At 63.9% G+C, this 22,163-nt stretch carries 24 protein-coding genes and 1 pseudogene; 12 read left to right on the top strand and 13 right to left on the bottom strand.

Annotated elements, in window-relative coordinates; genetic code table 11:
* Positions 1 to 12: 12 nt before the first annotated feature.
* Positions 13 to 987, bottom strand: a complete 975-nt coding sequence (gene cysK / locus HUI96_RS10835; RefSeq protein WP_188254669.1) for a cysteine synthase A — start codon at positions 985 to 987, stop codon at positions 13 to 15.
* Between the two features lie 134 nt (positions 988 to 1,121).
* Positions 1,122 to 1,736: a LysE family translocator gene (locus HUI96_RS10830; RefSeq protein ID WP_188254668.1), complete on the bottom strand. Its 615-nt coding sequence runs from the start codon at positions 1,734 to 1,736 to the stop codon at positions 1,122 to 1,124.
* Between the two features lie 151 nt (positions 1,737 to 1,887).
* Between HUI96_RS10830 and HUI96_RS10825 the strand changes: the two genes are divergently transcribed.
* Positions 1,888 to 2,484 carry a cytochrome b gene (locus HUI96_RS10825; protein WP_188254667.1) on the top strand — a complete coding sequence of 199 codons (597 nt, stop codon included), beginning with the start codon at positions 1,888 to 1,890 and terminating at the stop codon, positions 2,482 to 2,484.
* Positions 2,481 to 3,083 carry a YceI family protein gene (locus HUI96_RS10820; protein WP_188254666.1) on the top strand — a complete coding sequence of 201 codons (603 nt, stop codon included), beginning with the start codon at positions 2,481 to 2,483 and terminating at the stop codon, positions 3,081 to 3,083. Before HUI96_RS10825 ends, HUI96_RS10820 begins: the two co-directional genes overlap by 4 nt.
* On the opposite strand, the gene HUI96_RS10815 is transcribed toward HUI96_RS10820, so the two are convergent.
* Complete coding sequence (locus HUI96_RS10815) at positions 3,084 to 3,269, bottom strand: hypothetical protein (RefSeq protein WP_188254665.1); 186 nt, start codon at positions 3,267 to 3,269, stop codon at positions 3,084 to 3,086.
* Positions 3,270 to 3,341: 72 nt separating this feature from the next.
* A complete protein-coding gene (gene hrcA, locus HUI96_RS10810; protein ID WP_188254664.1) occupies positions 3,342 to 4,412 on the bottom strand; it encodes a heat-inducible transcriptional repressor HrcA in 1,071 nt (356 codons plus the stop codon).
* A gap of 139 nt (positions 4,413 to 4,551) precedes the next feature.
* Here hrcA and rph point away from each other — a divergent pair, with 139 nt between their 5' ends.
* The 5 genes from rph to HUI96_RS10785 are packed head-to-tail and all read left to right on the top strand — an operon-like array spanning position 4,552 to position 7,968.
* The gene (gene rph, locus HUI96_RS10805; RefSeq protein ID WP_188254663.1) at positions 4,552 to 5,268 is read left to right on the top strand and encodes a ribonuclease PH; all 717 of its coding nucleotides are present in this window, start codon (positions 4,552 to 4,554) and stop codon (positions 5,266 to 5,268) included.
* A gap of 10 nt (positions 5,269 to 5,278) precedes the next feature.
* On the top strand, positions 5,279 to 5,689 hold the full coding sequence (locus HUI96_RS10800; RefSeq protein WP_188254662.1) for a VOC family protein: 411 nt from the start codon (positions 5,279 to 5,281) through the stop codon (positions 5,687 to 5,689).
* Complete coding sequence (rdgB, locus tag HUI96_RS10795) at positions 5,689 to 6,336, top strand: RdgB/HAM1 family non-canonical purine NTP pyrophosphatase (RefSeq protein ID WP_188254661.1); 648 nt, start codon at positions 5,689 to 5,691, stop codon at positions 6,334 to 6,336. The genes HUI96_RS10800 and rdgB overlap by 1 nt, the downstream gene beginning before the upstream one ends.
* An 11-nt stretch (positions 6,337 to 6,347) precedes the next feature.
* On the top strand, positions 6,348 to 7,499 hold the full coding sequence (gene hemW, locus HUI96_RS10790) for a radical SAM family heme chaperone HemW (RefSeq protein ID WP_188254660.1): 1,152 nt from the start codon (positions 6,348 to 6,350) through the stop codon (positions 7,497 to 7,499).
* Between the two features lie 37 nt (positions 7,500 to 7,536).
* Positions 7,537 to 7,968 carry an EamA family transporter gene (locus tag HUI96_RS10785; protein WP_188254659.1) on the top strand — a complete coding sequence of 144 codons (432 nt, stop codon included), beginning with the start codon at positions 7,537 to 7,539 and terminating at the stop codon, positions 7,966 to 7,968.
* 59 nt (positions 7,969 to 8,027) lie between these two features.
* Here HUI96_RS10785 and HUI96_RS10780 read toward each other — a convergent pair whose 3' ends face one another.
* Complete coding sequence (locus tag HUI96_RS10780; protein WP_188254658.1) at positions 8,028 to 8,219, bottom strand: hypothetical protein; 192 nt, start codon at positions 8,217 to 8,219, stop codon at positions 8,028 to 8,030.
* Between the two features lie 125 nt (positions 8,220 to 8,344).
* On the opposite strand from HUI96_RS10780, the gene rsmI reads away from it, so the two are divergent.
* The 3 genes from rsmI (at position 8,345) to HUI96_RS10765 (ending at position 10,519) form a co-directional block, all read left to right on the top strand.
* Positions 8,345 to 9,247, top strand: coding sequence for a 16S rRNA (cytidine(1402)-2'-O)-methyltransferase (gene rsmI / locus HUI96_RS10775; RefSeq protein WP_188254657.1), 903 nt, complete (start codon positions 8,345 to 8,347; stop codon positions 9,245 to 9,247).
* Positions 9,234 to 9,611: a YraN family protein gene (locus tag HUI96_RS10770; RefSeq protein ID WP_188254656.1), complete on the top strand. Its 378-nt coding sequence runs from the start codon at positions 9,234 to 9,236 to the stop codon at positions 9,609 to 9,611. The genes rsmI and HUI96_RS10770 overlap by 14 nt, the downstream gene beginning before the upstream one ends.
* 77 nt (positions 9,612 to 9,688) lie before the next feature.
* The gene (locus HUI96_RS10765) at positions 9,689 to 10,519 is read left to right on the top strand and encodes a cyclase family protein (protein WP_188254655.1); all 831 of its coding nucleotides are present in this window, start codon (positions 9,689 to 9,691) and stop codon (positions 10,517 to 10,519) included.
* Between the two features lie 28 nt (positions 10,520 to 10,547).
* Here the strand turns inward: HUI96_RS10765 and HUI96_RS10760 are convergent, their stop codons facing one another.
* The gene (locus HUI96_RS10760) at positions 10,548 to 11,066 is read right to left on the bottom strand and encodes a hypothetical protein (RefSeq protein ID WP_237684077.1); all 519 of its coding nucleotides are present in this window, start codon (positions 11,064 to 11,066) and stop codon (positions 10,548 to 10,550) included.
* An 80-nt stretch (positions 11,067 to 11,146) separates the two neighbouring features.
* Positions 11,147 to 12,517: a cytochrome P450 gene (locus HUI96_RS10755; protein WP_188254924.1), complete on the bottom strand. Its 1,371-nt coding sequence runs from the start codon at positions 12,515 to 12,517 to the stop codon at positions 11,147 to 11,149.
* A gap of 197 nt (positions 12,518 to 12,714) precedes the next feature.
* Between HUI96_RS10755 and HUI96_RS10750 the strand changes: the two genes are divergently transcribed.
* Both HUI96_RS10750 and gyrB read left to right on the top strand, forming a co-directional pair.
* Positions 12,715 to 13,302: an NADPH-dependent FMN reductase gene (locus tag HUI96_RS10750; RefSeq protein WP_188254654.1), complete on the top strand. Its 588-nt coding sequence runs from the start codon at positions 12,715 to 12,717 to the stop codon at positions 13,300 to 13,302.
* Positions 13,303 to 13,746: 444 nt separating this feature from the next.
* Positions 13,747 to 16,194, top strand: a complete 2,448-nt coding sequence (gene gyrB, locus HUI96_RS10745; protein ID WP_188254653.1) for a DNA topoisomerase (ATP-hydrolyzing) subunit B — start codon at positions 13,747 to 13,749, stop codon at positions 16,192 to 16,194.
* A 190-nt stretch (positions 16,195 to 16,384) separates the two neighbouring features.
* On the opposite strand, the gene HUI96_RS29070 is transcribed toward gyrB, so the two are convergent.
* The 6 genes and pseudogenes from HUI96_RS29070 to HUI96_RS10725 all read right to left on the bottom strand — a co-directional run bounded on the left by HUI96_RS29070 (position 16,385) and on the right by HUI96_RS10725 (position 22,080).
* Complete coding sequence (locus tag HUI96_RS29070; protein WP_210320134.1) at positions 16,385 to 16,576, bottom strand: porin; 192 nt, start codon at positions 16,574 to 16,576, stop codon at positions 16,385 to 16,387.
* Positions 16,573 to 17,871 carry an aminotransferase class III-fold pyridoxal phosphate-dependent enzyme gene (locus tag HUI96_RS10740; protein WP_337918268.1) on the bottom strand — a complete coding sequence of 433 codons (1,299 nt, stop codon included), beginning with the start codon at positions 17,869 to 17,871 and terminating at the stop codon, positions 16,573 to 16,575. The genes HUI96_RS29070 and HUI96_RS10740 overlap by 4 nt, the downstream gene beginning before the upstream one ends.
* A gap of 8 nt (positions 17,872 to 17,879) precedes the next feature.
* The gene (locus HUI96_RS10735) at positions 17,880 to 20,000 is read right to left on the bottom strand and encodes an ABC transporter permease (RefSeq protein WP_188254923.1); all 2,121 of its coding nucleotides are present in this window, start codon (positions 19,998 to 20,000) and stop codon (positions 17,880 to 17,882) included.
* Positions 20,000 to 20,311 carry a TOBE domain-containing protein gene (locus tag HUI96_RS29360; protein WP_237684075.1) on the bottom strand — a complete coding sequence of 104 codons (312 nt, stop codon included), beginning with the start codon at positions 20,309 to 20,311 and terminating at the stop codon, positions 20,000 to 20,002. Before HUI96_RS29360 ends, HUI96_RS10735 begins: the two co-directional genes overlap by 1 nt.
* Positions 20,295 to 21,109, bottom strand: a pseudogene (locus HUI96_RS10730) (ABC transporter ATP-binding protein). Before HUI96_RS10730 ends, HUI96_RS29360 begins: the two are co-directional and overlap by 17 nt.
* On the bottom strand, positions 21,109 to 22,080 hold the full coding sequence (locus HUI96_RS10725; RefSeq protein WP_237684074.1) for an extracellular solute-binding protein: 972 nt from the start codon (positions 22,078 to 22,080) through the stop codon (positions 21,109 to 21,111). Before HUI96_RS10725 ends, HUI96_RS10730 begins: the two are co-directional and overlap by 1 nt.
* Positions 22,081 to 22,163: the final 83 nt, after the last annotated feature.

The raw sequence follows: 22,163 nt of genomic DNA, 5'->3' as shown, positions 1-22,163 counted from the left end.
AATTCGGGCCGACTAACCGCCCAGCCCTTCGAACAGGACCGTCGAGAGATAGCGCTCGGCGAAGGATGGGATGATGACCACCATGTTCTTGCCGGCGTTTTCGGGGCGGGAGCCGACGACAACTGCAGCCTGGAGCGCTGCGCCCGACGAGATGCCGACCGGCAGGCCTTCCAGCCTCGCCACCAGGCGTGCATTGGCGATCGCGTCTTCGTTCGAGACCTTTACGACCTCGTCATAGATCGAGGTGTCGAGCACCTCCGGCGCGAAGCCGGCGCCGATGCCCTGGATCTTGTGCGGGCCCGGCTGGCCGCCGGAAAGCACCGGCGAGGCCTCGGGCTCCACGGCCACGACATAGAACGACGGCTTGCGCTTCTTGATCACCTGCCCGACGCCGGTGATCGTGCCGCCGGTGCCGACGCCAGAGATCAGGATGTCGGCCTGTCCGTCGGTATCGTTCCAGATCTCCTCGGCCGTCGTGCGGCGATGGATCTCCGGGTTGGCCGGGTTCTCGAACTGCTGGGGGATGACCGCATCGGGGATTGTCGCCGCCAGTTCGTCGGCCTTGGCGATGGCGCCCTTCATGCCCTTGGCGCCCTCGGTCAGCACCAGTTCGGCGCCGAGCAGGGCGAGCATCTTGCGGCGCTCTACCGACATGGTTTCGGGCATGGTGAGGATGAGCTTGTAGCCCTTCGCCGCGGCCGCGAACGCGAGCGCGATGCCGGTATTGCCGGAGGTCGGCTCGATCAGCGTGGTCCGGCCGGGCTTGATGCGACCCTCGGCCTCCAGCGCCTCGATCATCGCCACTCCGATGCGGTCCTTCACGCTAGCGATCGGATTGAAGAACTCGAGCTTGGCGAGCAGGTTGGCGACGATGCCCTTTTGCTTGGCGAACTTGTCCAGCCTGACGAGCGGCGTGTCACCGATCGTCTCCGTGATCGAGTTGTAGATGCGCCCTCGTCCGTGGACCCGCTCTTCGGACTTGCTCATCGCTGGCTCTCCTGCTTCTTGCCGCAATCGGAATGGGAATGGACCGCTAAAAGCCGTCCGCGTGGTCATACTTCGAAGCGCCTCCAAGCGGAATGCCCATTGTGGAGGCGCCCCGGCTATGGCGAAAAACGCTACTACCGAGCGGCGATCGCTGCGGCAGCGCCCGCCATGAAGAGGGCGGCGGTGCGGTTGAGCGCCCTGAGTGCGCGTGGTCTTCGGAGAAGCAAGCGGGCCTGCGCGGCAAGCGCCAGATAGGGGATGAGCACGATCAGCAATACAATGATGGTGAGCCCCGCGAGCACGCAATAGTCGACGAGAGTGATCTTGTTCAACTCGATCACCGTCGGGGCGATCGCAAGGTAGAAGATCATCGTCTTAGGATTGCCGAACGTGACGGTCAGCCCCGCAAGGAAACTGGAGGTCAATCCGCCCTGCCCCTTGCTCGCCTCAACCTGTTCCGCGCTGATCCCGCTCGTCCAGAACGTCCATGCCAGCCATGCGAGATAGGCGACGCCCAGCCATTTGACGACCAGGAAGACCATACCGAAGGTTTGGGCGACGATCGCCAGTCCGAGCACGACCGCGGTAAGATAGATCAGGTCGCCTACAATCAGGCCGAGCGACATGAAGAACGATGAGCGGAAGCCTGAGCCGAGGGCACGCGCCACCACCGCCGTGATCCCTGGCCCGGGAATGACAGCGGCAAGCGCCAGCGCGCCGCTATAGGCAATGAATCCGGCAAGCGTCATCGGGAATTCTCCAAAGCTCTCCTCTGGCATAGACTGCCCCACCTGAGAATGGATCAGCGCCCATTCTCCTGCTGGCCAGGTGCTGGAGGAAGAAGCGCCGGCCTTTCGGCGTTGACTACCTACGCTCAACAATTGGGCACCGCGAAGAGAAATGTCGCGCAATAGGGACGTCTCGTTCGGGCTGACCGCGATCCTGCTGCACTGGACAATCGCGGCGCTTTTCCTTGGCGAACTCGTGCTCGGGTTCTGGATGACGCGCGTCAAGGACATGGCGCTGCAGTTCGAGCTCATCCAATGGCACAAGTCCTTTGGCCTGCTCGTCCTCGTGCTCGCAGTGCTTCGCATCCTCTGGCGCATTGTCGCGGGCCGCCCCCCTGCATTGCCGACCCTTTCGCGACTGGAGAGAGCAAGCGCAGCGACCGTGCAGGCACTCCTGCTTGCGGCGACCATTCTCGTGCCGCTGGCGGGCTGGGCATTGGTTTCGGCCTCAACCTTGCGCATCCCGACGCTCCTGTTCGGCCAAGTCTTGATCCCGCACCTGCCACTCATTCCGTCCGGGCATGCCGAGGCTTTCTGGAGCAGAGGGCACGCTCTGCTCGCCTACGGCTCAGCAGTACTCGTGCTTGCCCATACGGCTGCGGCCCTGGGCCACCACTTCCTCCTCCGCGATGATGTCCTGCGGAGGATTCTGCCGCTGCCGACCCGTGATCCCTTGGCGAGGGTCGGCGACTATGGAGAACAGCGATGACCGGAGAATACATTCGAAAGGCCCGCTCTTTGGTGAAGCCCTCTTTCCTCGGGGCTCTTGCGCTGCTTGGCGGGCTTTCGCCTGCAGCCGCCGATGCCCTCGCGCAGGGGGCGGGCAGCTACCGTATCGCGCCAAACTCATCGATCCGATTCCACGTGGGTCAGGTGGCGGGCGCCGGCATCAACGGCAGCTTCGGCTCATTCGGCGGCTCTTTCGCCATCAACGGGAACGATGTGTCGAAGTCGAGCGTCGCCTTCACGCTCTATCCGAAGAGCGTCCGGGCCGGTGAGCCGCGCGTCGAGGATTTTCTGCGCTCCAACGCCGTCTTCGATGTCGCCGAGCATCCGCAGATCACCTTCCGCTCCACCAGCGTGAGACGCATCGGCCCGAATGAAGCGGCTATCAGCGGCGTGCTCACGGCCCGCGGCAGGTCGGGGCCCGCCAAGTTCGACGCGAGGCTAAGGCAGTTGGGGTCCCGCTCGATCTCGTTTCATGTGACAGGCTCTATCTATCGCACCGCCTACGGTATGGGCGTTGGTGCGCCGATCTACTCCAACGTCGTCCAGTTCGACATGGTGCTGAATGGTACCCGGAGGTGATCAGTATCCGGCTTCGTCCAACTGCCGCTCCAGTTGGACGAGATCCTGCGGCAACGGCATTCCGAGTGCTCGCAATTCCACGAGCTTCTCCCTGACCTGCTCGTGAAGCTCATGGTCATCCTTGGGCTGATTGACCATCTCCTTGAAGAGAAGCGCAAACTGAGCCTTGTACTGTTCGAGCGCCATTCCACCCTCCGTCGCGACCATGCCAGGAGGATACACCCGCTTGCGGGCTCGGGCCACTCTCAGAAGGGAGATTCAGCGAAGCATTCGCGAGATCAGTTGCGCCGTATAGTCGACCATGGGAACAATTCGGGCATAGTTGAGCCTCGTCGGTCCGATCACGCCCAGCGCGCCGACCACTCGGGCGTCCTTGTCGCGATAGGGCGCCACCACCAGCGACGAGCCGGACAACGAGAAGAGTTTGTTTTCCGAGCCGATGAAGATGCGCACGCCGGAGCCGGCCTCGGCGAGATCGAGAAGTTGGAGCAGCCCGTCCTGGGTCTCCAGGTCCTCGAACAGGTGCCGTAGCAACTCGATGTCCGCCTGGGCGGTCACATTCTGCAGCAGATTGGCGCGGCCGCGCACGATCAGCCGCGCAGGCAGCCCGCTTTCCGCGCCGGCCCAGACGGCGAGCCCCTCCTCGACAAGCTGTTGCGACAACGTGTCGAGCGCGGCCATCGTCTCCGCCTTGATGCGCTCGATTTCGCCTCTCGCTTCGGCGAGCGTACGTCCGCGGATATGGGCGTTGAGGAAATTCGAAGCCTCTTGAAGCTGAGACGTCGTCACGCCGGCCGGCAATTCGATCACGCGGTTCTCGACATCGCCGTTCTGCGACACCAGCACCGCCAGCGCCCTCCTCGGCTCGAGTTGGATGAACTCGATGTGCTTCAGCGGCGCTTCGCTCTTGGCCGTGAGCACCAGCCCCGCGCCGCGTGATACGCCGGACAGCAGTTGGCTCGCCTCGGTCAGCATCTGCTCTACCGATACACCCTGCCCCGACGCCTTGATCTGGGATTCGATCGATTTGCGCTCGTCCTCGGCGAGATCGCCAAGCTCAAGGAAGGCATCAAGGAAGAAGCGCAAACCCTTTTGGGTGGGCAGTCGGCCAGCAGAAATATGCGGCGCATAGATCAGGCCGAGATGTTCGAGGTCGCTCATGACGTTGCGCACTGTCGCAGGAGACAGGGCGGCTGGCAGCATGCGCGAAAGATTGCGTGATCCCAGCGGCTCGCCATCGAGAAGGTAGGTATCGACGATCCGGCGGAAGATGTCGCGCGAGCGCGCATCGAGGGACTGAAGCGTAAGGTCGGAGACCGGTTTGTTCATGGCGCTACGAAAACCTCAGGAAGAGTCATATAAATACCCTGGGAAGCCACGCAACCGCCTTGTTTCGCCGGAAATTGTTTTGCACCGTGCCTTCTTGGGGTCTACAAGCCGCCGACGAATCCTGAAACCCGGAAGTTCGATGCGCCCCTCCAAGCGACAGTACGACGAAATGCGTCCGATCTCGTTCGAACGCAATGTGTCCAAGCACGCCGAGGGGTCGTGCCTGGTCAAGTTCGGCGACACGCATGTGCTGTGCACGGCGAGCCTCGAGGAAAAGGTTCCGGGGTGGCTGCGCAACAGCGGCCGCGGCTGGGTCACGGCCGAGTACGGCATGCTGCCGCGTGCGACGGGGGATCGGATGCGCCGCGAAGCGGCTACGGGTCGGCAAGGCGGCCGGACGCTCGAGATCCAGCGTCTGATCGGCCGCTCGCTACGGGCCGTGGTCGACCTCCAGGCCCTGGGCGAGATGCAGATCACGATCGACTGCGACGTGCTGCAGGCGGACGGCGGCACTCGCACTGCCTCGATCACCGGCGCCTGGGTGGCGCTGCACGACTGCCTGCGATGGATGGAAGCACGGCAGATGACGTCCGTGTCCAAGGTTTTGAAGGACCATGTGGCAGCGATCTCCTGCGGGATCCATGGCGGCCACGCAGTGATCGACCTCGACTATGAGGAGGATTCGAGCGCAGGCACCGACGCGAATTTCGTCATGACCGGCAAAGGTGGTATGGTCGAGATCCAGGCGACCGCGGAGGGCATCCCCTTCACACAGGAAGAATTCGACGCGCTGATTGCGCTGGCTCGCAAAGGCATAGCCCGCCTGGTGAACCTGCAGCAGCTTGCAGTGGCATGACGGAGTAGTCTTGCGGCCCTCCCACATCCTCGAATCCGCGCTGTATGTGACCGATCTCGACCAGGCTGAAGCGTTCTATCGGGATGTGCTGGGGCTGGAGAGGATCGCACGGGTCGAAGGACGGCACGTCTTCTTCCGCTGCGGTCAGGGCATTCTGCTTCTGTTCAATGCGGAAGCGACCAAGATTCCTCCCCCTGCCGATGCCAAACTGCCTGTTCCCCCGCATGGAACTGCTGGCCCGGGGCATCTCTGCTTCGCCGCGACAGCGGATGAAATAGAGCGCTGGAAGCACCATCTGGAAACCCGCGGGATCTCCATAGAAGCCGATTTCGAATGGCCGAACGGGGGCCGCTCCATCTATTTTCGCGATCCATCGGGCAACTCGCTGGAATTCGCCGAGCCGAGAATCTGGGGACTTTGATGCGGCCGCTAGAGCAAAAGCAGATCGTGGTGGCGAGCCACAATGAAGGCAAGCTGCGGGAATTCGCCGACCTGATGAAGCCGTTCGGTTTCGAGGCGAGATCGGCGAAGGAGCTTGGATTGGGCGAGCCCCACGAGTCCGGGACCACCTTCGAGGAGAACGCTTACATCAAGGCCTTCGCCGCCGCCGAGGCGACGGGGCTGCCAGCGCTGTCAGACGACTCGGGCCTATGCATCGATGCCCTCGGCGGTCAGCCGGGCGTCTACACGGCCAATTGGGCGGAGACCCCCGAGGGCAGCCGCGACTTTCAAATCGCCATGCAGCGCGCCGAGGTGGCGATGCAGGAGGTCGGGGCTGTCGAGCCCGAGAAGAGGACCGGCCGCTTCGTTGCGGTGATCTGCCTCGCCTGGCCGGACGGGCACGCCGAATATTTCCGCGGCGAGGCGGAGGGACACCTAGTGTGGCCGCCGCGCGGCGAAAGGGGATTCGGCTACGATCCCGTCTTCGTGCCGAACGGCCACAAGCGCACCTTCGGCGAGATGAGCGCCGAGGAGAAGCACGGCTGGAAACCCGGCCAGCCGGACGCGCTGTCACATCGCGCCCGAGCGTTTCAGAAATTCGCGCGTGCCAAGCTGGGGGTAGCGTGAGTCCGATCACGATGGCAGAGGACGGAGGCTTCGGCGTCTATGTACACTGGCCGTTCTGCGCGGCCAAATGCCCGTACTGCGACTTCAACAGCCATGTGCGCCATCAACCGGTCGACCAGCCCCGCTTTGCCGCGGCCTTCAACCTCGAGATGGCATCGATGCGCCAGCGCACCGGGCCACGCACCGTCACCAGCATTTTCCTGGGAGGCGGCACCCCGTCACTAATGGAGCCCGGGACAGTGGGTGCCGTGCTCGACGCTGTCGCGAAGCATTGGACCGTTCCCCGGGACATCGAGGTCACGCTCGAGGCCAATCCCTCTTCAGTCGAGGCGGAGCGCTTTCGCGGCTATCGGGCCGCAGGCGTCAACCGCGTGTCGCTCGGCGTTCAGGCCCTGAACGATCCGGATCTTCGCTTCCTGGGCCGCCTTCACAATGTCGAGGAGGCGCTGACCGCGATCCGGCTCGCGCGCGAGACATTCCCCCGCCTTTCATTCGACCTCATCTATGCGCGTCCCGGGCAGACGCCGGAGGCTTGGGAAACAGAACTCAATGAAGCGATCGATCATGCGGTCGATCACCTGTCGCTCTATCAACTGACGATCGAGGAAGGCACGCGCTTCCACGCGCTCCACGCCGCAGGCAAGATCGTCATGCCGGACCTCGATCTCGCTGCCGAACTCTACGAACTTACCCAGGAGGTTACCGCGGCGCGCGGCCTACCGGCCTACGAGATTTCCAATCACGCCCGCCCCGGCGCGGAGAGCCGCCACAACCTCACTTATTGGCGCTACGGCGAGTATGTCGGCGTCGGTCCGGGGGCGCACGGCCGCTTCATCGAGCACGGGCGGCGGATCGTCACGGTCGCTGAAAAAGTCCCGGAAACCTGGCTCAACCTGGTCGAGGCCAGGGGACACGGGGTGGTCGATGGCGAGGTGCTCAACCGCACCGAGGAGGCCGACGAGTTTCTGCTGATGGGGCTTCGACTGGTCGAGGGAATCGACCTCGACCGCTACGAGCGGCTTTCTGGGAGCGGTTTGTCTCCAGAGCGCATGTCGATTCTCCAGCAGGAAGGGCTGATCGCTCCGGTGGGGAACTCGCGGCTGCGCGCTACGCCCGCGGGTATGGTCGTGCTGAATGCCGTGGTGGCCGACCTGGCTCGTTGAAAAAGGCTGCAACCAGGCCAAGAGCGAGGTCTAGCAGATGATCGCAGGCTACTGGCAGTTCTGGGCGGTCCTGTCGGCAGTCTTCGCCGCAATGACCGCGATCCTGGCGAAGCTCGGTGTGGCCGGCGTCAATTCCGATTTCGCGACCCTTGTCCGCACCGCAGTCATCCTGCCGGTCCTAGGCATGATCGTGCTATTCACCGGTCAATGGCAGTCGCCTTCGAGCGTGAACGGCAAGACCTGGCTGTTCCTCGGTCTCTCGGGGCTGGCGACCGGCGCGTCCTGGCTCTGCTATTTCCGCGCGCTGAAGCTGGGCGATGCCAGCAAGGTCGCGCCCCTAGACAAGATGAGCGTCGTTCTGGTCGCGCTGTTCGCGGCCGCCTTCCTTGGAGAGCGGCTCACTCTTCCGAACTGGCTTGGAGTCTTTCTGATTGCCGCCGGCACGGTTCTGGTTGCGTATCGCGGCTGATCGGGAGCGCGAGGCGCTCCCCATGCGGCCGATCAGCCAGTCGAAGCGGGTGGGCACGTTTAGTGCTTGCCCGCCTCGATTGCCGCGATCGCCCCAGCGAGCTTGCTACAGCAGGCTTCCAGGCGCGCGCGCAGTTCCGCGCTTGTCAGCGCCGGCTTCGTCGCGGCGTCCTTGCTTATTTGTTCGGTCTGAACGGTGTGGTTGGCGTAGTAGGGTTGAAAGCTATCCTGGAACTGAAGGTTCGTCTGCATGCAGGTCTCCCGAATGTCAGCTACCAACGTTGATGATGATGAAGAGGTTCCACCGTTAATCGCCGAGGGGCTGGCACCTGAGGGTAGGCGTCGGGGCCGACACCATCGAACCGGAGTGGCGACAATTGAAGGGTGAAGGATCGGAGCACGGCTTTGTGATCGGCGGAACCGAGATCGCCGCCCGCCCGCTCGAGCCGGCGCTCTATCTCGTCGCCACTCCGATCGGAAATCTCGGAGATATGACGATTCGCGGTCTCGAGACACTGGCGTCCGCTGACGTCGTGGCCTGCGAGGATACGCGAGTCACGCGCATCCTTCTCGATCGATACGGGATTCGTCAGCGTCCCCTCCCCTATCACGAGCACAATGCAGCCGAAGCCGGGCCACGCCTTCTCAAAGCACTTGAGGATGGCAGAAGCGTGGCGCTGGTGTCGGATGCCGGTACGCCGCTGGTTTCGGACCCAGGCTTCCGGCTGGTCGAGCAGGCGGTCGAGGCCGGCATCCGGGTTGTCCCGGTTCCGGGGCCCTCGGCGGTGCTCGCCGCGTTGACCGCCTCCGGCCTGCCCTCCGACACGTTCCTGTTCGGCGGCTTCCTTCCCGTGAAGGACGGCCAGCGCCGCGCTCGGCTGGAAGAGCTAAAGGCGGCGCCGGCCACGCTAATCTTCTTCGAATCGCCTCGCCGTCTCGCCGATACGCTTGCCGCCATGGTAGATGTCTTGGGCGAGCGCCCGGCCGCGGTTGCGCGGGAATTGACGAAAACCTTCGAGGAACTGCGGCGGGGCTCGCTCGCGGAACTGGCTGGCTTCTACGCCAGCGCAGAGACGCCTAAGGGCGAGGTTGTCGTCTGTGTCGGGCCTCCACTGAAATCAGATGCCCTAAGCGAAGATGACACCGACCGGTTGCTGCTGTCGCTGGCCTCTGAAATGCCTGCTTCGAAGGCGGCAGCGGAAGCGGCGCGCATGACCGGCGGGAAGAAGCCGGATCTTTACCGCCGGCTGCTAGAACTCAAGGCCGATGGGGAAGAATGACCCCAAGGCCCGCCTGAAGGCCTACCGCCGCGGTCACCGCGGCGAGTGGCTGGCCTCGCTGCTCCTCCTGACCAAGGGGTTTCGCGTTGTCGAACGGCGCTACCGCACGCCGCTCGGCGAGATCGACCTCATCGCCCGGCGCGGCGGTCTGGTCCTCATCGTCGAGGTGAAGGCCAGACCGACCCTGATGGCGGCGATGGAAGCGATCAGCCGGCAATCGGAGCGCCGGATCGAAGGCGCCGCCGATCTTTGGCTGGCGCGCCAGCACGATTATGGCCGGCTTTCGGTGCGCTTCGACATGATCGCGGTGCTGCCGTGGCGCTGGCCGGTGCATGTCGAAAACGTCTTCTATGCGCGGCAGTAGTCTTTGGAAGAAATGCACTTGCGCGGGACCTCGACGCAACTCAGTCTGATCTCCGGCAACGGGCAGGAGAGAAGACAATGTGCCATCATTGCGTAATCGAATCCGTGAAATCCGACATGCTGAACCGCCGCAGCTTCTTCAAGGGAGGGCTTGCCGCAGCAGGGGCCGCAGCGCTCGCCGTGTCATCCGCGCCGACCCCGCTGTTCGCGCAAGACGCGAAACCGACCAAGGCCGAGGACCTCACTCACGAACTGTTCGACAAGTTCCCCACCTATTTCGGCGGCCAGCAGCTATTTTATGGCAAGAAATTCGACTTCGCGAAGGACACGTTTAACCTCTACGAGTTGCGGCTGAGCGAGCATACGGGCACGCACATAGACGCGCCGCTGCATTTCTCTGCCGACGGCAAGTCGGTCGCCCAGCTTCCCGTTGAGGATCTCATCGCGCCCCTGGTCGTCATCGACATCGCCGCCAAGGCCGCAGAGAACCCGGATGCCCAAGTCACGCCGGACGATATCCAGGCGTGGATTTCAAAGCATGGAGACCTGCCGGCCGGCGCCGTAGTCGCGATGCATTCCGGCTGGGGCGCACATCTTGGAACGGACAAGTTCCGCAACGCCAGCACGGATGGGAAGAGCATTCACTTCCCCGGCTTCCATGTCGAAGCCGCGCAGATGCTGATCGAGCAGCCCTCGATCAAGGCAATCGCGGTCGACACCCTGTCGCTCGATTTCGGCGCCTCGCCCGACTTCATCGTCCATAAGACATGGCTGCCGACCGGCCGCTACGGCATCGAGGCGATCGCCAACTTGGACAAGGTGCCAGCCAGCGGCGCGACCGTCGTAGTCGGCGCCCCGAAGATCAAGGGCGGAACCGGTGGGCCGGCCCGCATCTTCGCGCTGGTGTAAGCGCTACAGTTTGCGCTTTCCGTCCTGCTCAAATCGGCGGGACGGCCGGCTCCTGGGCGCGCACCTCTGCGCTGGCGGAGCTTTCGGCCACGGGACCCCAACTCAGCCCGATGGCGTTGAGCACGGCGGCGACCTTGTTCGATGCTCTCTCGATCAGGCTGAAATCGCCGCGCAGCGCACGCAGCGCATAGCGCTCCTGGTTGATCTCGTCTGCGGTACGAAAGCCCAGCCGCCTCAGCACCGGCACGGGCGGGCACCAGCCCTGGATCGCATGCTGGAACAGAAAGCCCGTCACAACGGCCGGTAGCGCCAGCCACCGCCGGTCGACCGCCGTTCCGAGCAGCAGTCCGGCAAAGGCCAGGCTCGACGCGTTGGCCTCGATGGCGCGCTCGATATCCCATTCCTGGTCGAGTTCCTCCAGACGTCGCGGGATCTCTTCCGGGTGCTGGGCAAAATAGGCGATCCGCGCCTTCATCTCGCGCTGGAGCTTCAGGTTGACGCCACTGTCCGAATGAGCGGCGACGCGCAATTTTGTGGACCAGATCATGCGAACCTCCCTTCGCGGGCTTCGAACGCAGTCTAGTGAGGAATGTTCCTTGTTGCTCCGCAGGCTCACTGCGATGTGCGTCAGCGCCTCGTCACCCGCATCGGCAATCCGCCCTGCGGCTGGGTAGTCAGTTTTTGCACCGGCCAGGGCTTCGTCGCAGCCACCGGGTCGAAGCGGAACCGCGACATCAGCACCGCCAGCGCGATCACCGCCTCCTGCATGGCGAAGGAGGCGCCGATGCAGACGCGCGGACCCGCACCGAAGGGCAGGTATTGGAAGCGGTCGATCTTCTCGCGGTTGCCGGGATGGAAGCGTGACGGCAGGAAGGCGTTGGGATCGTCCCACAGCTTGCGATGCCGATGCACCACCCACGGCATCACCAGCACCTGCGCTCCGCGCGGGATCTTGAGCGTCTTGTAGGTCTCCGGCTCGATCGGCTCGCGGTTGATCGACGGCGCCGGCGGGTAGAGCCGCATCGCCTCCTCAAAGGCCGCGCGGGTGAGCGGCATCCTGTCGAGCCACTTCACCGGATCCGGCTCCGCCTTCAGGACCGCATCGATCTCCGCCTCGATCGGCTCGCGCTCCCATGGCGCTTCGGCCAGGCAATAGATGGTCCAGCCTAGCGCGCGGGCGGTCGTCTCATGGCCGGCGCCGATGAAGGTGATGATGTTGTCCTCGACCTCCTGCCGCGTCAGACCGTCCTTGCCTTCGGCGCGCAGGAGAAGCGTGAGAAAATCCTCCGGCACGTCGTCCGGCGTCTTTCTCATGCGGGCAATGCGCATGTCGGCGGTATCGCTGACGATCTTTCGGAAGAACGCCATGGTGCGACGGCCGCGGATGTGGGTGAAGCGCGGCAACCAGTCGGGCGCGCGCAAAATGTCGAGCGGATCGACCCGGCCCATCGTCTCGAACAGCCGCTCGATCTCATGGCCGAAGCTGCCCGGCTCCGCCGCGATCTCGTTGGAGAACAGCGTCTCCGCGAGGATATCGAAGGTGAGCAGGGTCATATCCTGCGCGATGTCGACCACGCCATCCACGTCGTCGTAGCGTTCGGCGAAAAGCTCCGCCCGCCGCAGCATCGGAGCGGCGAAGCCGAAGATGTGGCGGGGCGTGAAGACGGGCGCCATCGCCTTGCGCGAACGCCGCCATACCTCGCCTTCGGCGGTGAGCAGCCCGTCGCGCAGGATCGGCCGCAGCACTTTCTGCCGGACCGTGGCAAGCTTGTAGTTCTTCACATTGTCGATCAGCACGTGCCGGATCAGTCCGGGATCGTTGGCGACGATCAGCGGCCCACCGACGCCGTTCACTAGGATCCAGGGCTGGTTGTAGGATGGCTCGCCCCACAGCTCGAGCGGGTTGCGGTAGATGATGCGGATCATCTCCAGCATCGACGGCGGGCTGGTCCGCGGCGTCGGTGCAGGGGGGCGGAAGGGAGCGGGCGCGGTATCCATCGTGTCCTCCGTCAGGTCCATGTAGGCAGCCAAAACGCCCTCGTCCACAGAAACGAAGACCGCAGCGCAAAGGGTGAACGCAGCGTCACGGCAAAATCGGCCGGTTGCCACAAGGAACTCGCTTGCCTTCAGGGGGAGACAGGCCCATTTCCTCTCTAAGTCACCTTTGGTGACTAGATTACATAGGGAATACGACTTTGAAGCATAAGCTCCACATCATCATCGGCAGCACTCGGCCAGGCCGTGTAGGCCCCCTCTTCGCCAAGTGGTTTGCCGATTTCGCCCGCGAACACGGCAAGTTCGAGCCGGTGCTGGTGGACATCGCCGATTTCGACCTGCCGGTGTTCGACGAGCCAAAGCACCCGCGACTTGGCCAGTATGAGAACGAGCACACCAAGCGCTGGTCGCAGACGATCGCGGAAGGCGACGCCTTCGTGTTCGTGACACCGGAATACAACTATTTCATCCCGGCACCGTTGGTGAACGCCATCACCTATCTTGTCAACGAGTGGCACTATAAGCCCGCCGGTTTCCTGAGCTATGGCGGTGTTTCGGGCGGCCTGCGCGCTGTGGAATCGGCCAAGACGCTGCTCAATACGCTGAAGGTCGTGCCGATCCCGGAAGGCGTGCCGGTGCCGAACTATCCGCAGTTCCTCGTGGACGGCGAATTCAAGCCGAGCGATCTCATCACGACCGGTGCCAAAATCATGCTGGACGAACTCGATCGCTGGGCCGGCACCCTCGAGAAGCTGCGTCCGCCTAAGCAGGCCGCAGTTGCCGCCTGACCCGCGGGCTTAGTCAGATATAGCCAGTTGGGAAACTCGCCGCCCGGCCGACGATCTGCCGGGCGCGCGGCCGGGTAGGCCGTATGGTCCGCGGCGAGCGGCTGCGCAGCTTTCCCGCGCCGTTGTGGATCTCCTTTCATGCCTTGCGCCGCTACGACCCGGTGGCCAGGCAGCCTGCGCGGCGTTGTTGGCCTAGGCCATACTCGCCCGCCGGGAACTGCTTTCGGGCGTGAAGAATCCGCGCTCGCTCGCCTCCGTCTGAAATGGCGACGGACTTATCCGAGGAAGATGCGCGCCCGGCCCTCGAATAGCCGCGTTTCCCCACCAAAAGGCCTTGGAAACCTTGGAAAAAGGGGTTCGAACGCCTATATCTCGGATTACTGACCCGCGCACGATTCGGGCGGAAAGTCCCGAGTCAATTCACGACAGAACAGAACGGAATTCATGAGCGACCAGTCCGAGAACATCGCCGGCGTGAGCGCCGATTACGGCGCGGAATCCATCAAGGTTCTCAAGGGGCTGGACGCCGTCCGCAAGCGGCCGGGCATGTATATCGGCGACACCGATGACGGCTCGGGCCTGCACCACATGGTTACCGAGGTGGTCGACAACGCAATCGACGAAGCACTGGCCGGCCATGCCGATATCGTGACGGTGACGCTCAACCCGGATGGCTCCTGCACCGTGACCGACAACGGCCGCGGCATTCCGACTGACATCCATCCTTCCGAGGGTGTTTCGGCGGCCGAAGTGATCATGACGCAGTTGCACGCCGGCGGGAAATTCGACCAGAACTCCTACAAGGTGTCCGGTGGCCTGCATGGCGTCGGCGTCTCAGTCGTCAACGCGCTGTCGGTTTGGCTGAAGCTCAAGATCCGCCGCAAGGGCCAGATCCATGAGATGACCTTCAACCACGGCAATGCGGTCGCGCCGCTGGCCGTGACCGGCGATGCCGACGACGAGACGGGCACGGAAGTGACCTTCCTCCCCTCGCCCGAGACGTTCTCGATTGTCGAGTTCGACTACGGCACGCTCGAGCACCGGTTGCGCGAACTCGCCTTCCTCAACTCCGGCGTCCGCATCGTCCTGACCGATCGCCGCCACGCTGACGTGAAGCAGGTGGAACTGCTCTATGAGGGCGGGCTCGAGGCGTTCGTAAAATATCTCGACCGGGCCAAGAAGCCGCTGATCCCGACCCCGATCGCCATCCGCGCCGAGCGCGACGGGATCACCGTCGAGGTCGCGATGTGGTGGAACGACAGCTACCACGAGAACGTGCTCTGCTTCACCAACAACATCCCGCAGCGCGACGGCGGCACGCATCTCGCGGGCTTCCGCGGAGCCCTTACGCGCCAGGTCACCGGCTATGCCGAGACATCCGGCCTGACCAAGAAGGAGAAAGTGACGCTAACCGGCGACGACTGCCGCGAAGGGTTGACGGCCGTCCTGTCGGTGAAGGTGCCGGACCCAAAATTCTCGTCCCAGACCAAGGACAAGCTGGTCTCCTCAGAGGTCCGCCCGGTGGTGGAAAGCCTTGTCAACGACGCGCTTGGCACCTGGCTCGAGGAGCATCCGAGCGAGGCCAAGGTGCTGATCGGCAAGGTGGTCGAGGCCGCTGCCGCGCGTGAGGCGGCCCGCAAGGCTCGCGAGCTGACGCGGCGCAAGGGCGTGCTCGACATCACCTCGCTGCCGGGCAAGCTCGCCGACTGCCAGGAGCGCGATCCGGCAAAGTCCGAGATCTTCATCGTCGAGGGTGACTCGGCCGGCGGCTCGGCCAAGAGCGGACGCTCGCGCCAGAACCAGGCGATCCTGCCGCTGCGCGGCAAGATCCTCAACGTGGAGCGCGCCCGTTTCGACCGCATGCTGTCGTCCGAGATGATCGGCACGCTGATCACCGCGCTCGGCACCTCGATCGGCAAGGACGAGTTCAACGCCGACAAGCTGCGCTACCACAAGATCATCATCATGACGGATGCCGACGTCGACGGCGCGCACATCCGCACGCTGCTCTTAACCTTCTTCTTCCGCCAGATGCCGGACCTGATCGAGCGCGGGCACCTCTACATCGCCCAGCCGCCGCTCTACAAGGTCACGCGCGGCAAGAGCGCGCAGTACCTCAAGGACGAGGCGGCGTTCGAGGACTACCTCATCGACCAGGGTCTCGACGAGGCGTCTCTCACGCTCGACTCGGGCGAGGTGCGGGTCGGCGCCGATCTGCGTGCTGTCGTCCAGGACGCGATCGCGGTCCGCTCGCTGATCAACGGCCTTCACACGCGCTACAACCGCGCGGTCGTCGAACAGGCGGCAATCGCCGGCGCGCTAAACCCCGACTTGTTCAGCGATCTCGGCCGAGCCGACGCCATGGCGAAGATCATAGCCGAGCGGCTGGACGCCATAGCCGAGGAAACCGAGCGTGGCTGGGAAGGCCGCACCCAGACCTCGAATGAAGGTCCGGGCGGCTTCGTGTTCGAGCGGACCGTGCGCGGCGTCAGGGAATATGCCGTGCTCGACATGAACCTGATCAACTCCGCAGATGCCCGCGCGCTCGACCGCTATGCGGCCCGGCTCGGCGATATCTATTCAGCCCAGCCGGTGTTACGGCGCAAGGACAACTCGGAGACAATCTCGGGGCCGTTGGCACTGCTCAACGCCGTCTTCGCCGCCGGCCGCAAGGGCATCACCATGCAACGCTATAAGGGCCTCGGCGAGATGAATGCCGAGCAGCTCTGGGAGACGACGCTCGATCCGAACGTCCGGTCACTGCTGCAGGTGAAGATCGCCGACGGTACCGACGCCGACTCGCTGTTCTCGCGCCTTATGGGCGACGAGGTCGAGCCGCGCCGCGACTTCATCCAGGAGAACGCGCTGAGCGTCGCGAATCTCGACGTCTGAACCGAATTGTTGGTCAGTCAGTCAGCCTCAGAATAATGAGAATCTTGTTCACAGTAGCGAGAAACTACGGAACAAGATTCCCGTTCTCCAGAAAGTTGCGAGTTGTCACACCTGTCATGGCTGATGACGGCAAATGAGGTGAGGCCGACCCCGGCCGCCCCCGCGGTATTATCAAATCGTTCCGGGCAAATCAGAACGTGCGCTGGAAACGAACGTTCACGCCCAAAGCGTCGGAGTTGTCGACGTCGAAGTTGTCGAGATAGTCGATTTCCGGGGTAATGGTGAGGCCGGGCACCGTCTGGTAGGCGATGTTGGTAGCAATTGAGAAGTTCGAGAAGTCGTCATAGCCAACTTCGGCATTGAAGGTCGCCTTCTCGTTCAGCTTGATCGCCGTTCCGCCCCAGACGGCCCATTTTCCTGGGTCGGGGCCAGGGAACTGGACTGAACCGCCGCTGCGGCCCGCTCGAGCCTTTCGAAGACAATGTCGAGTTCGGCATCCGTGACCGTCATTGGAAGGGAAAAGCCGACACTGGCGCACCCCTTATCGGTCGTCGACAAGCCCTCGGCCATGCAGGCGCTGACGAGGCTAGCCGTGAACTCAGGCCCGGCCGTCATGTCGCATGCAGCCGGATCGAACTCGACCGCAAGCAGCAAACCACGCCCCCGGGCGCCGACTATCGACGGCGCTCGCCGCGCGACTTTGGCGATACGCGCCATGATCTGCTTCTCAAGCTCGGCGGCGCGCTCCACAAGCCCATCGCGCTCGATGATTTCGATGGTCGTCAAAGCCGCCAGCGCGGTGAGCGGATTCTTCTCATGGGTGTAGTGGCCGAGGTCGAGTTCCGGCGCCACATTGAGGCGGGCGTCGGCAATCACCGCCGCGATCGGCAGGATGCCGCCTCCAAGCCCCTTGCTCAGGACCACCGCATCCGGCGCCACACCGACATGCTCGAAGGCGAAGAAGCGGCCGGTCTTGCCTAGACCCGACGGAATCTCGTCGAAGATCAACAGCGCGCCGTGCTGGTCGCATAAGCGACGCACTTCCTGCCAAAGCCCCTCTGGCGGCACATGGCAGTTCGAGCGGATCGGCTCGGCGATGACCGCGGCAATGCCTCCCTCCGATTGCGCGAATGCGCGGCGCATGTCCTCGAGCATGCGCTCAGCCCCGCCCTCCGCCCAATAGCCTGTCGCGTGCCGGCGCCCCGGCAGCAGCGGCCCCAGGCGAGCGTCGGGCCGGGCCTCTGAAAGACCGAACGCGCCGAATCCGTGGCCGTGATACGAGCCTTCCAGCGAGATCGTTTCATGGCGGCCGGTGGCGACACGCGCCAGCTTCAGCGCAATTTCGATCGCGTCGGATCCTCCGGTTGCGAAGAGCACCTTGGCCGGGGCGCCGGGCCAGCGCGCCAGCAGCTTCTCGGCCAGCGCGACGGCGGGCTCGTTGGTGAAGCGGCGTGGCGAAAAAGGCAGCGTCTCCAATTGCCGTTTCAGGGCCGCCACCACCTCGGGGTGCCGGTGGCCTATGTGATGGACGGTATTGCCGTGCAGGTCGATGAAGCGCCGGCCGTCCATGTCCTCAAGCCATATGCCTTGGGCCCCACGCAACGCAGAGATACATGGGCTCGAGCTCTCCTGATGAAAGAAGGCTGCGGCATCGCGATCGACGAGGTTGTTTGTCACGGTCTTGCTCACCGATGGTTCATGGAAAAGCGAGGAAGCGGCGACCAGCGCCGCAGGGAAAGGCGGCGGCTGACGAGGCCTTTGCGCTTTTCGATCAGCCAGGCGAGGCCCATGGCCGCGATCGCGAAAGCCAGCAGCACGAGGCTCTTGGCGGCGGCGTAGCCATATTCGCCCGAGTTGGCGTGGTTGAAGATGGCGACCGACGCCAGCTTGTGGTTGCCCGAGACCAGGAAGATCACCGACGACAAGGTGGTTAGTGCGTCGATGAAGACGTAAAGCATTCCGAGCAGCAGAGCCGGCAGCAGCATTGGCAACGTGACGCGCACGAAACGCGTCACCAGCCCGGCGCCCAGGCTTTCGGCCGCCTCATCGACGGATCGGTCCAGGCGCTGCAATGCCGCGCGCGCAGCGAGCACGCCGACGAAGACATTGGCGAACAGGATGTTGAGCACGAGAATGGCTGACGTACCGGTGAGTGAAAGGCTGCCGATGCCCAACGGGAGGTTGAAGGCGACGATATAGCCGATGCCGAAGATGATGCCGGGCAGGATCGCAGGCACCAGCGCCAGAAAGACGATGAGATTGGCGCCCGGCGGCCGCAGGCGCTCCACGACATAGGCGATTACTATGGCGAACAGCCCGCCAAGCGGCCCGGCGATGGCCGCGAGACGCACGCTGTCCCAGACGACGTCCAGCCCGCGCTCCGAACTGCCGTAGCCAGTGCCGGCGAGCCCGACATTGACGCCGGCGTTGGTGAAGTAGCCGAGGGTCAGGCTCCAGTCGACGCCCCAGACGCGGGTGATCGCGCCGAGCGCCATTGTGCCGTAGATCGCGAAGATCAGGGCGACGACCGTTCCGGCGATCGAGGTCAGCGCGATGCGCCAGGACCGCGGCATGGAAAGCTCGGAGCGACTGCTGGCGCTGGTGCTGGAATAGCCCTTGCGGCGGCCAAACATCTCAAGCCCGAGGTAGAGGAGGAAGGAGGGAATGATGAGCCAGACGCACAAGGCGGCCGCCAGCGGCGTGTTCCGATAGGCCGTGATCTCGTCGTAGACAACACCGGCAAGCACTGGTGTGTCCCGGCCGAGGATCAGCGGATTGCCGAAATCCGTCAGGCTCATGATGAAGACGAGCACGACGGCGCGCTTGAAGGCCGGCAGGGCCAGCGGCAGCGTCACATGGCGGAAGGTCAGAAAATGATTGGCGCCAAGGCCGGCGGCGGCCTCATCGATGCGGCCGTCCTGCCTGCGCATGACGTTGTCGAAAATGATCAGCGTCGCCGGGACGAAGGACAGGACCTGCGCGAGAGCGACACCGAAGAAGCCGTAGAGATTGGTTTCGTCAGCGTTGATGAGCCCGAGGCCCTGATCGAGCAAGGTGTGCGTCACCATCCCGCGCCGGCCGAACAGCATGATCGTCGCGGTGGCGATCAGGACCGGCGGTGCGACCAGCGGCATCAGGAACGCTACCCGCATTGCGGACGGCCACGGGATTCCCCCGCAATTGATGCCGTAGGCGAGAGCGAAGGCCAGCGGCACGGTGAAGATCACCGAAAAACCCGCGAGCACCAGGCTGTTTACGGCGGCGTTTCGCAGGTACGAATCCTGAAACGGCTTGAGGTAGTGGTCGAGGTCCCAACGGTCGTCCGTACCGTTGCGCAAGGTGTCGAAGGCTTGCTGGCCAAGCTGATCCTTGACCTTGAACGCCAGCGCGGTCCGCTTGTGAAGCATCACATGCGCGATTGCGTAGTTGTCCTCGATGGCGGCCCGTAGCTCAGCCGGAAGGCCCGCCATAGCGGCCTCCATCGCCTTGGCCTGCTCGGAATAGGCGGCGCCTCGGTCCCATGCGATCGTGACCTCGGCGAGATCGAACGCAGCGGCCGTCGCCTCGACGCGCTCGGCCTCGGTCGCACTATCGACCCATCGTTGAACCGTGCTGTCCCTCTCGCTCGAGGGCAACGCTGCGAGGGCTTCCGTCGTGACCGCCTTGAGGCGCGCTGGCGGCATCGGCCCGGAAATGACGAAGCTCTCCAGGAGAACCATGCCGATCGGAACGGCGATGAAAATCGCCAGAAGCAGCGCAACGACGCCGGTTATGACCGCGCGCGGCAACTGGCGAATCAAGCGCATCACGGCAGGTTCTCGCCGGCGATGATCACGGCGCGCTGCGCGTCGGGCTTGAGCGAGACCGTCATGCCCCGCGCCCAGAGGTGACCGGCCTCGTGCGAGGGCCGGTCCACGATCACGATGCGCCCGGACGCGAGCTTTATGGTCAGGCGGACGACAGGACCGAGAAAGGTGGTCGTCTCAATGCGGCCGGCAAGGCCGCCGACCCCCTGCGCAACCCCGATGTGCTCGGGCCGGTAGAGGATGGTTATGGTCTCACCAGGCGCCAAGTGGGGCTTCAGGACCGGCGGCCAGAACTCACCCGACGCGTCCAATCCCGCCTGCAACCACGCGCCCTTCGACGAGATTGGAGCTCCCTATGAACTGGGCTACGAACCAGGATCGCGGACCATGGTAAATTTCCGCCGGGGTCCCGATCTGTTCGATGCGCCCGTTGCGCATCACAGCCACCCGGTCCGACATCGCCAGGGCTTCCTCCTGGTCGTGCGTCACGTACAGCGTGGTGATGCCGAGTCTGTCGACGATTGCGCGCAGCTCATTGCGGAGCTTTACGCGGATGCGCGCATCCAGTGCCGACATCGGCTCGTCGAGCAAAAGAACTTCCGGATCGCAAGCCAATGCACGCGCCAGCGCCACGCGCTGTTGCTGGCCGCCCGAGAGTTCATGCGGATATCGGTCGAGCAACCCGTCGATCTCGGCGAGTTGCGCAAGCTCGGCCACCCGCCGCCCGCGTTCCTTCCGGTCCCGTGAGCCTATAGTGAGCGCGAAGCCGATGTTGTCGGCGACCGTCTTCGTCGGGAACAGCGCGTAGGACTGGAATACGAAGCCCATGCGGCGGCGCGCCGGCGGCATGTCGGTAACGTCCTGTTCCGCCGCATGACGCGCCCGCCGTCAGGCTGGGCGAAGCCGGCGATGATCCTGAGCAGCGTGGTCTTGCCGCACCCGGAATCGCCGAGCAGGGTGACGAATTCGCCCTTTGCGAGTTCAAGCGTCACGTCATCGACCGCACGACCCTTGCCATAGGCCTTGACGACATTGCGAACCGCCAGATGCGGCCGGCTCTCGACAGGAGCCGGCTGCGACGGTGCAAGTCGAAAAGCAGCGTCCGCCATCACTGCTTCAGGATGCGGATGGCGAACTCGCGCTTGAAGTCCGACATGTCGACCGGCCGGCGCATCTGCCACAGGGTGATCTCCTTGAGATCGACAAGGCCGTAGCCGGGCGCGGCCGTAGCGCCAACGACCTTGCCCAGAACCGCGGCCGCATCCTCGCTGGCCATGAAGTCGAGGAAGATCTTGGCTTCAGCCGGGTTGGGGCCGCCCGCGACCAGGCCGCCGCCTTCCGTCACGTTGGGCGTGATGCGGCCGTAGACGATCTCAACGGGCTTGCCGGAGGATTTGGTCTCGAAACAGGTGGTGTCGAAGGTCAGGCCGATCGACACTTCGCCCGCGCCCGCCATGGCCGCGCCGCCCGAGCCGCCATCCGAATATTGATAGACGTTCTCGTTCAGGTTCTCGACGAACGGCCAGCCGAATGCATCGACGAAGGTCGACAGAATTGCCCCGCCCGTCCCGGACTTGAGGGGCGACGGCAGAGCGACCTCCTTACTGTACACCGGCTTGATCAGGTCTTCCCATGTGGCGGGCATGGGCAATTGCTTCTCCGCCAATCGGTCCTTGTTGACGACCATGCACATGGTGGTGGCGAAATACTTGTTGTAGAAGACGTCGGGATCGCGGAACTCGGGGGCGATCTTGGAGTCCTTGGGCTCGTAGGGCTCGAACACGCCGGCCTGCTTGAGTTGTTCGAGCGCGAAGTTGTTGACGAGATAGACCACGTCCGCCTGCGGCTTGCCCTTCTCCGCAATGGCGCGCTCGGCGGTTGGACCGGTTGAACCGGAGACGAACTTCACTTCGATGTCCGGGTGCTTCTCCTTGAAGGCGGCGACCAGCGCGCTGTTGACGCTGTCGGAGGCGTTGTAGAGGACGACCTCCCCGGCAAGGGAGGTGCCGCTCGCCAATGTGACCGCGGTGGCAGCCAGGACGGCGAGCCGCCCCATGTTAACGATCGAATGGGTAGACATGAAAAACTCCGAGCCTGCGGGAACTTCGATGCTATAAGTTTCGCTAAAGCGTGTGACGCCCGTATGAACGTGAACTTATGCCG

Origin of the sequence: Pseudaminobacter soli (ex Zhang et al. 2022), from assembly GCF_014595955.1 — a bacterium.
Taxonomy (GTDB): Bacteria; Pseudomonadota; Alphaproteobacteria; order Rhizobiales; family Rhizobiaceae; genus Kumtagia; species Kumtagia pseudosoli.
Note: the sequence above shows the minus strand (reverse complement) of the source record. Positions and strands in the feature narration are given on the sequence as shown.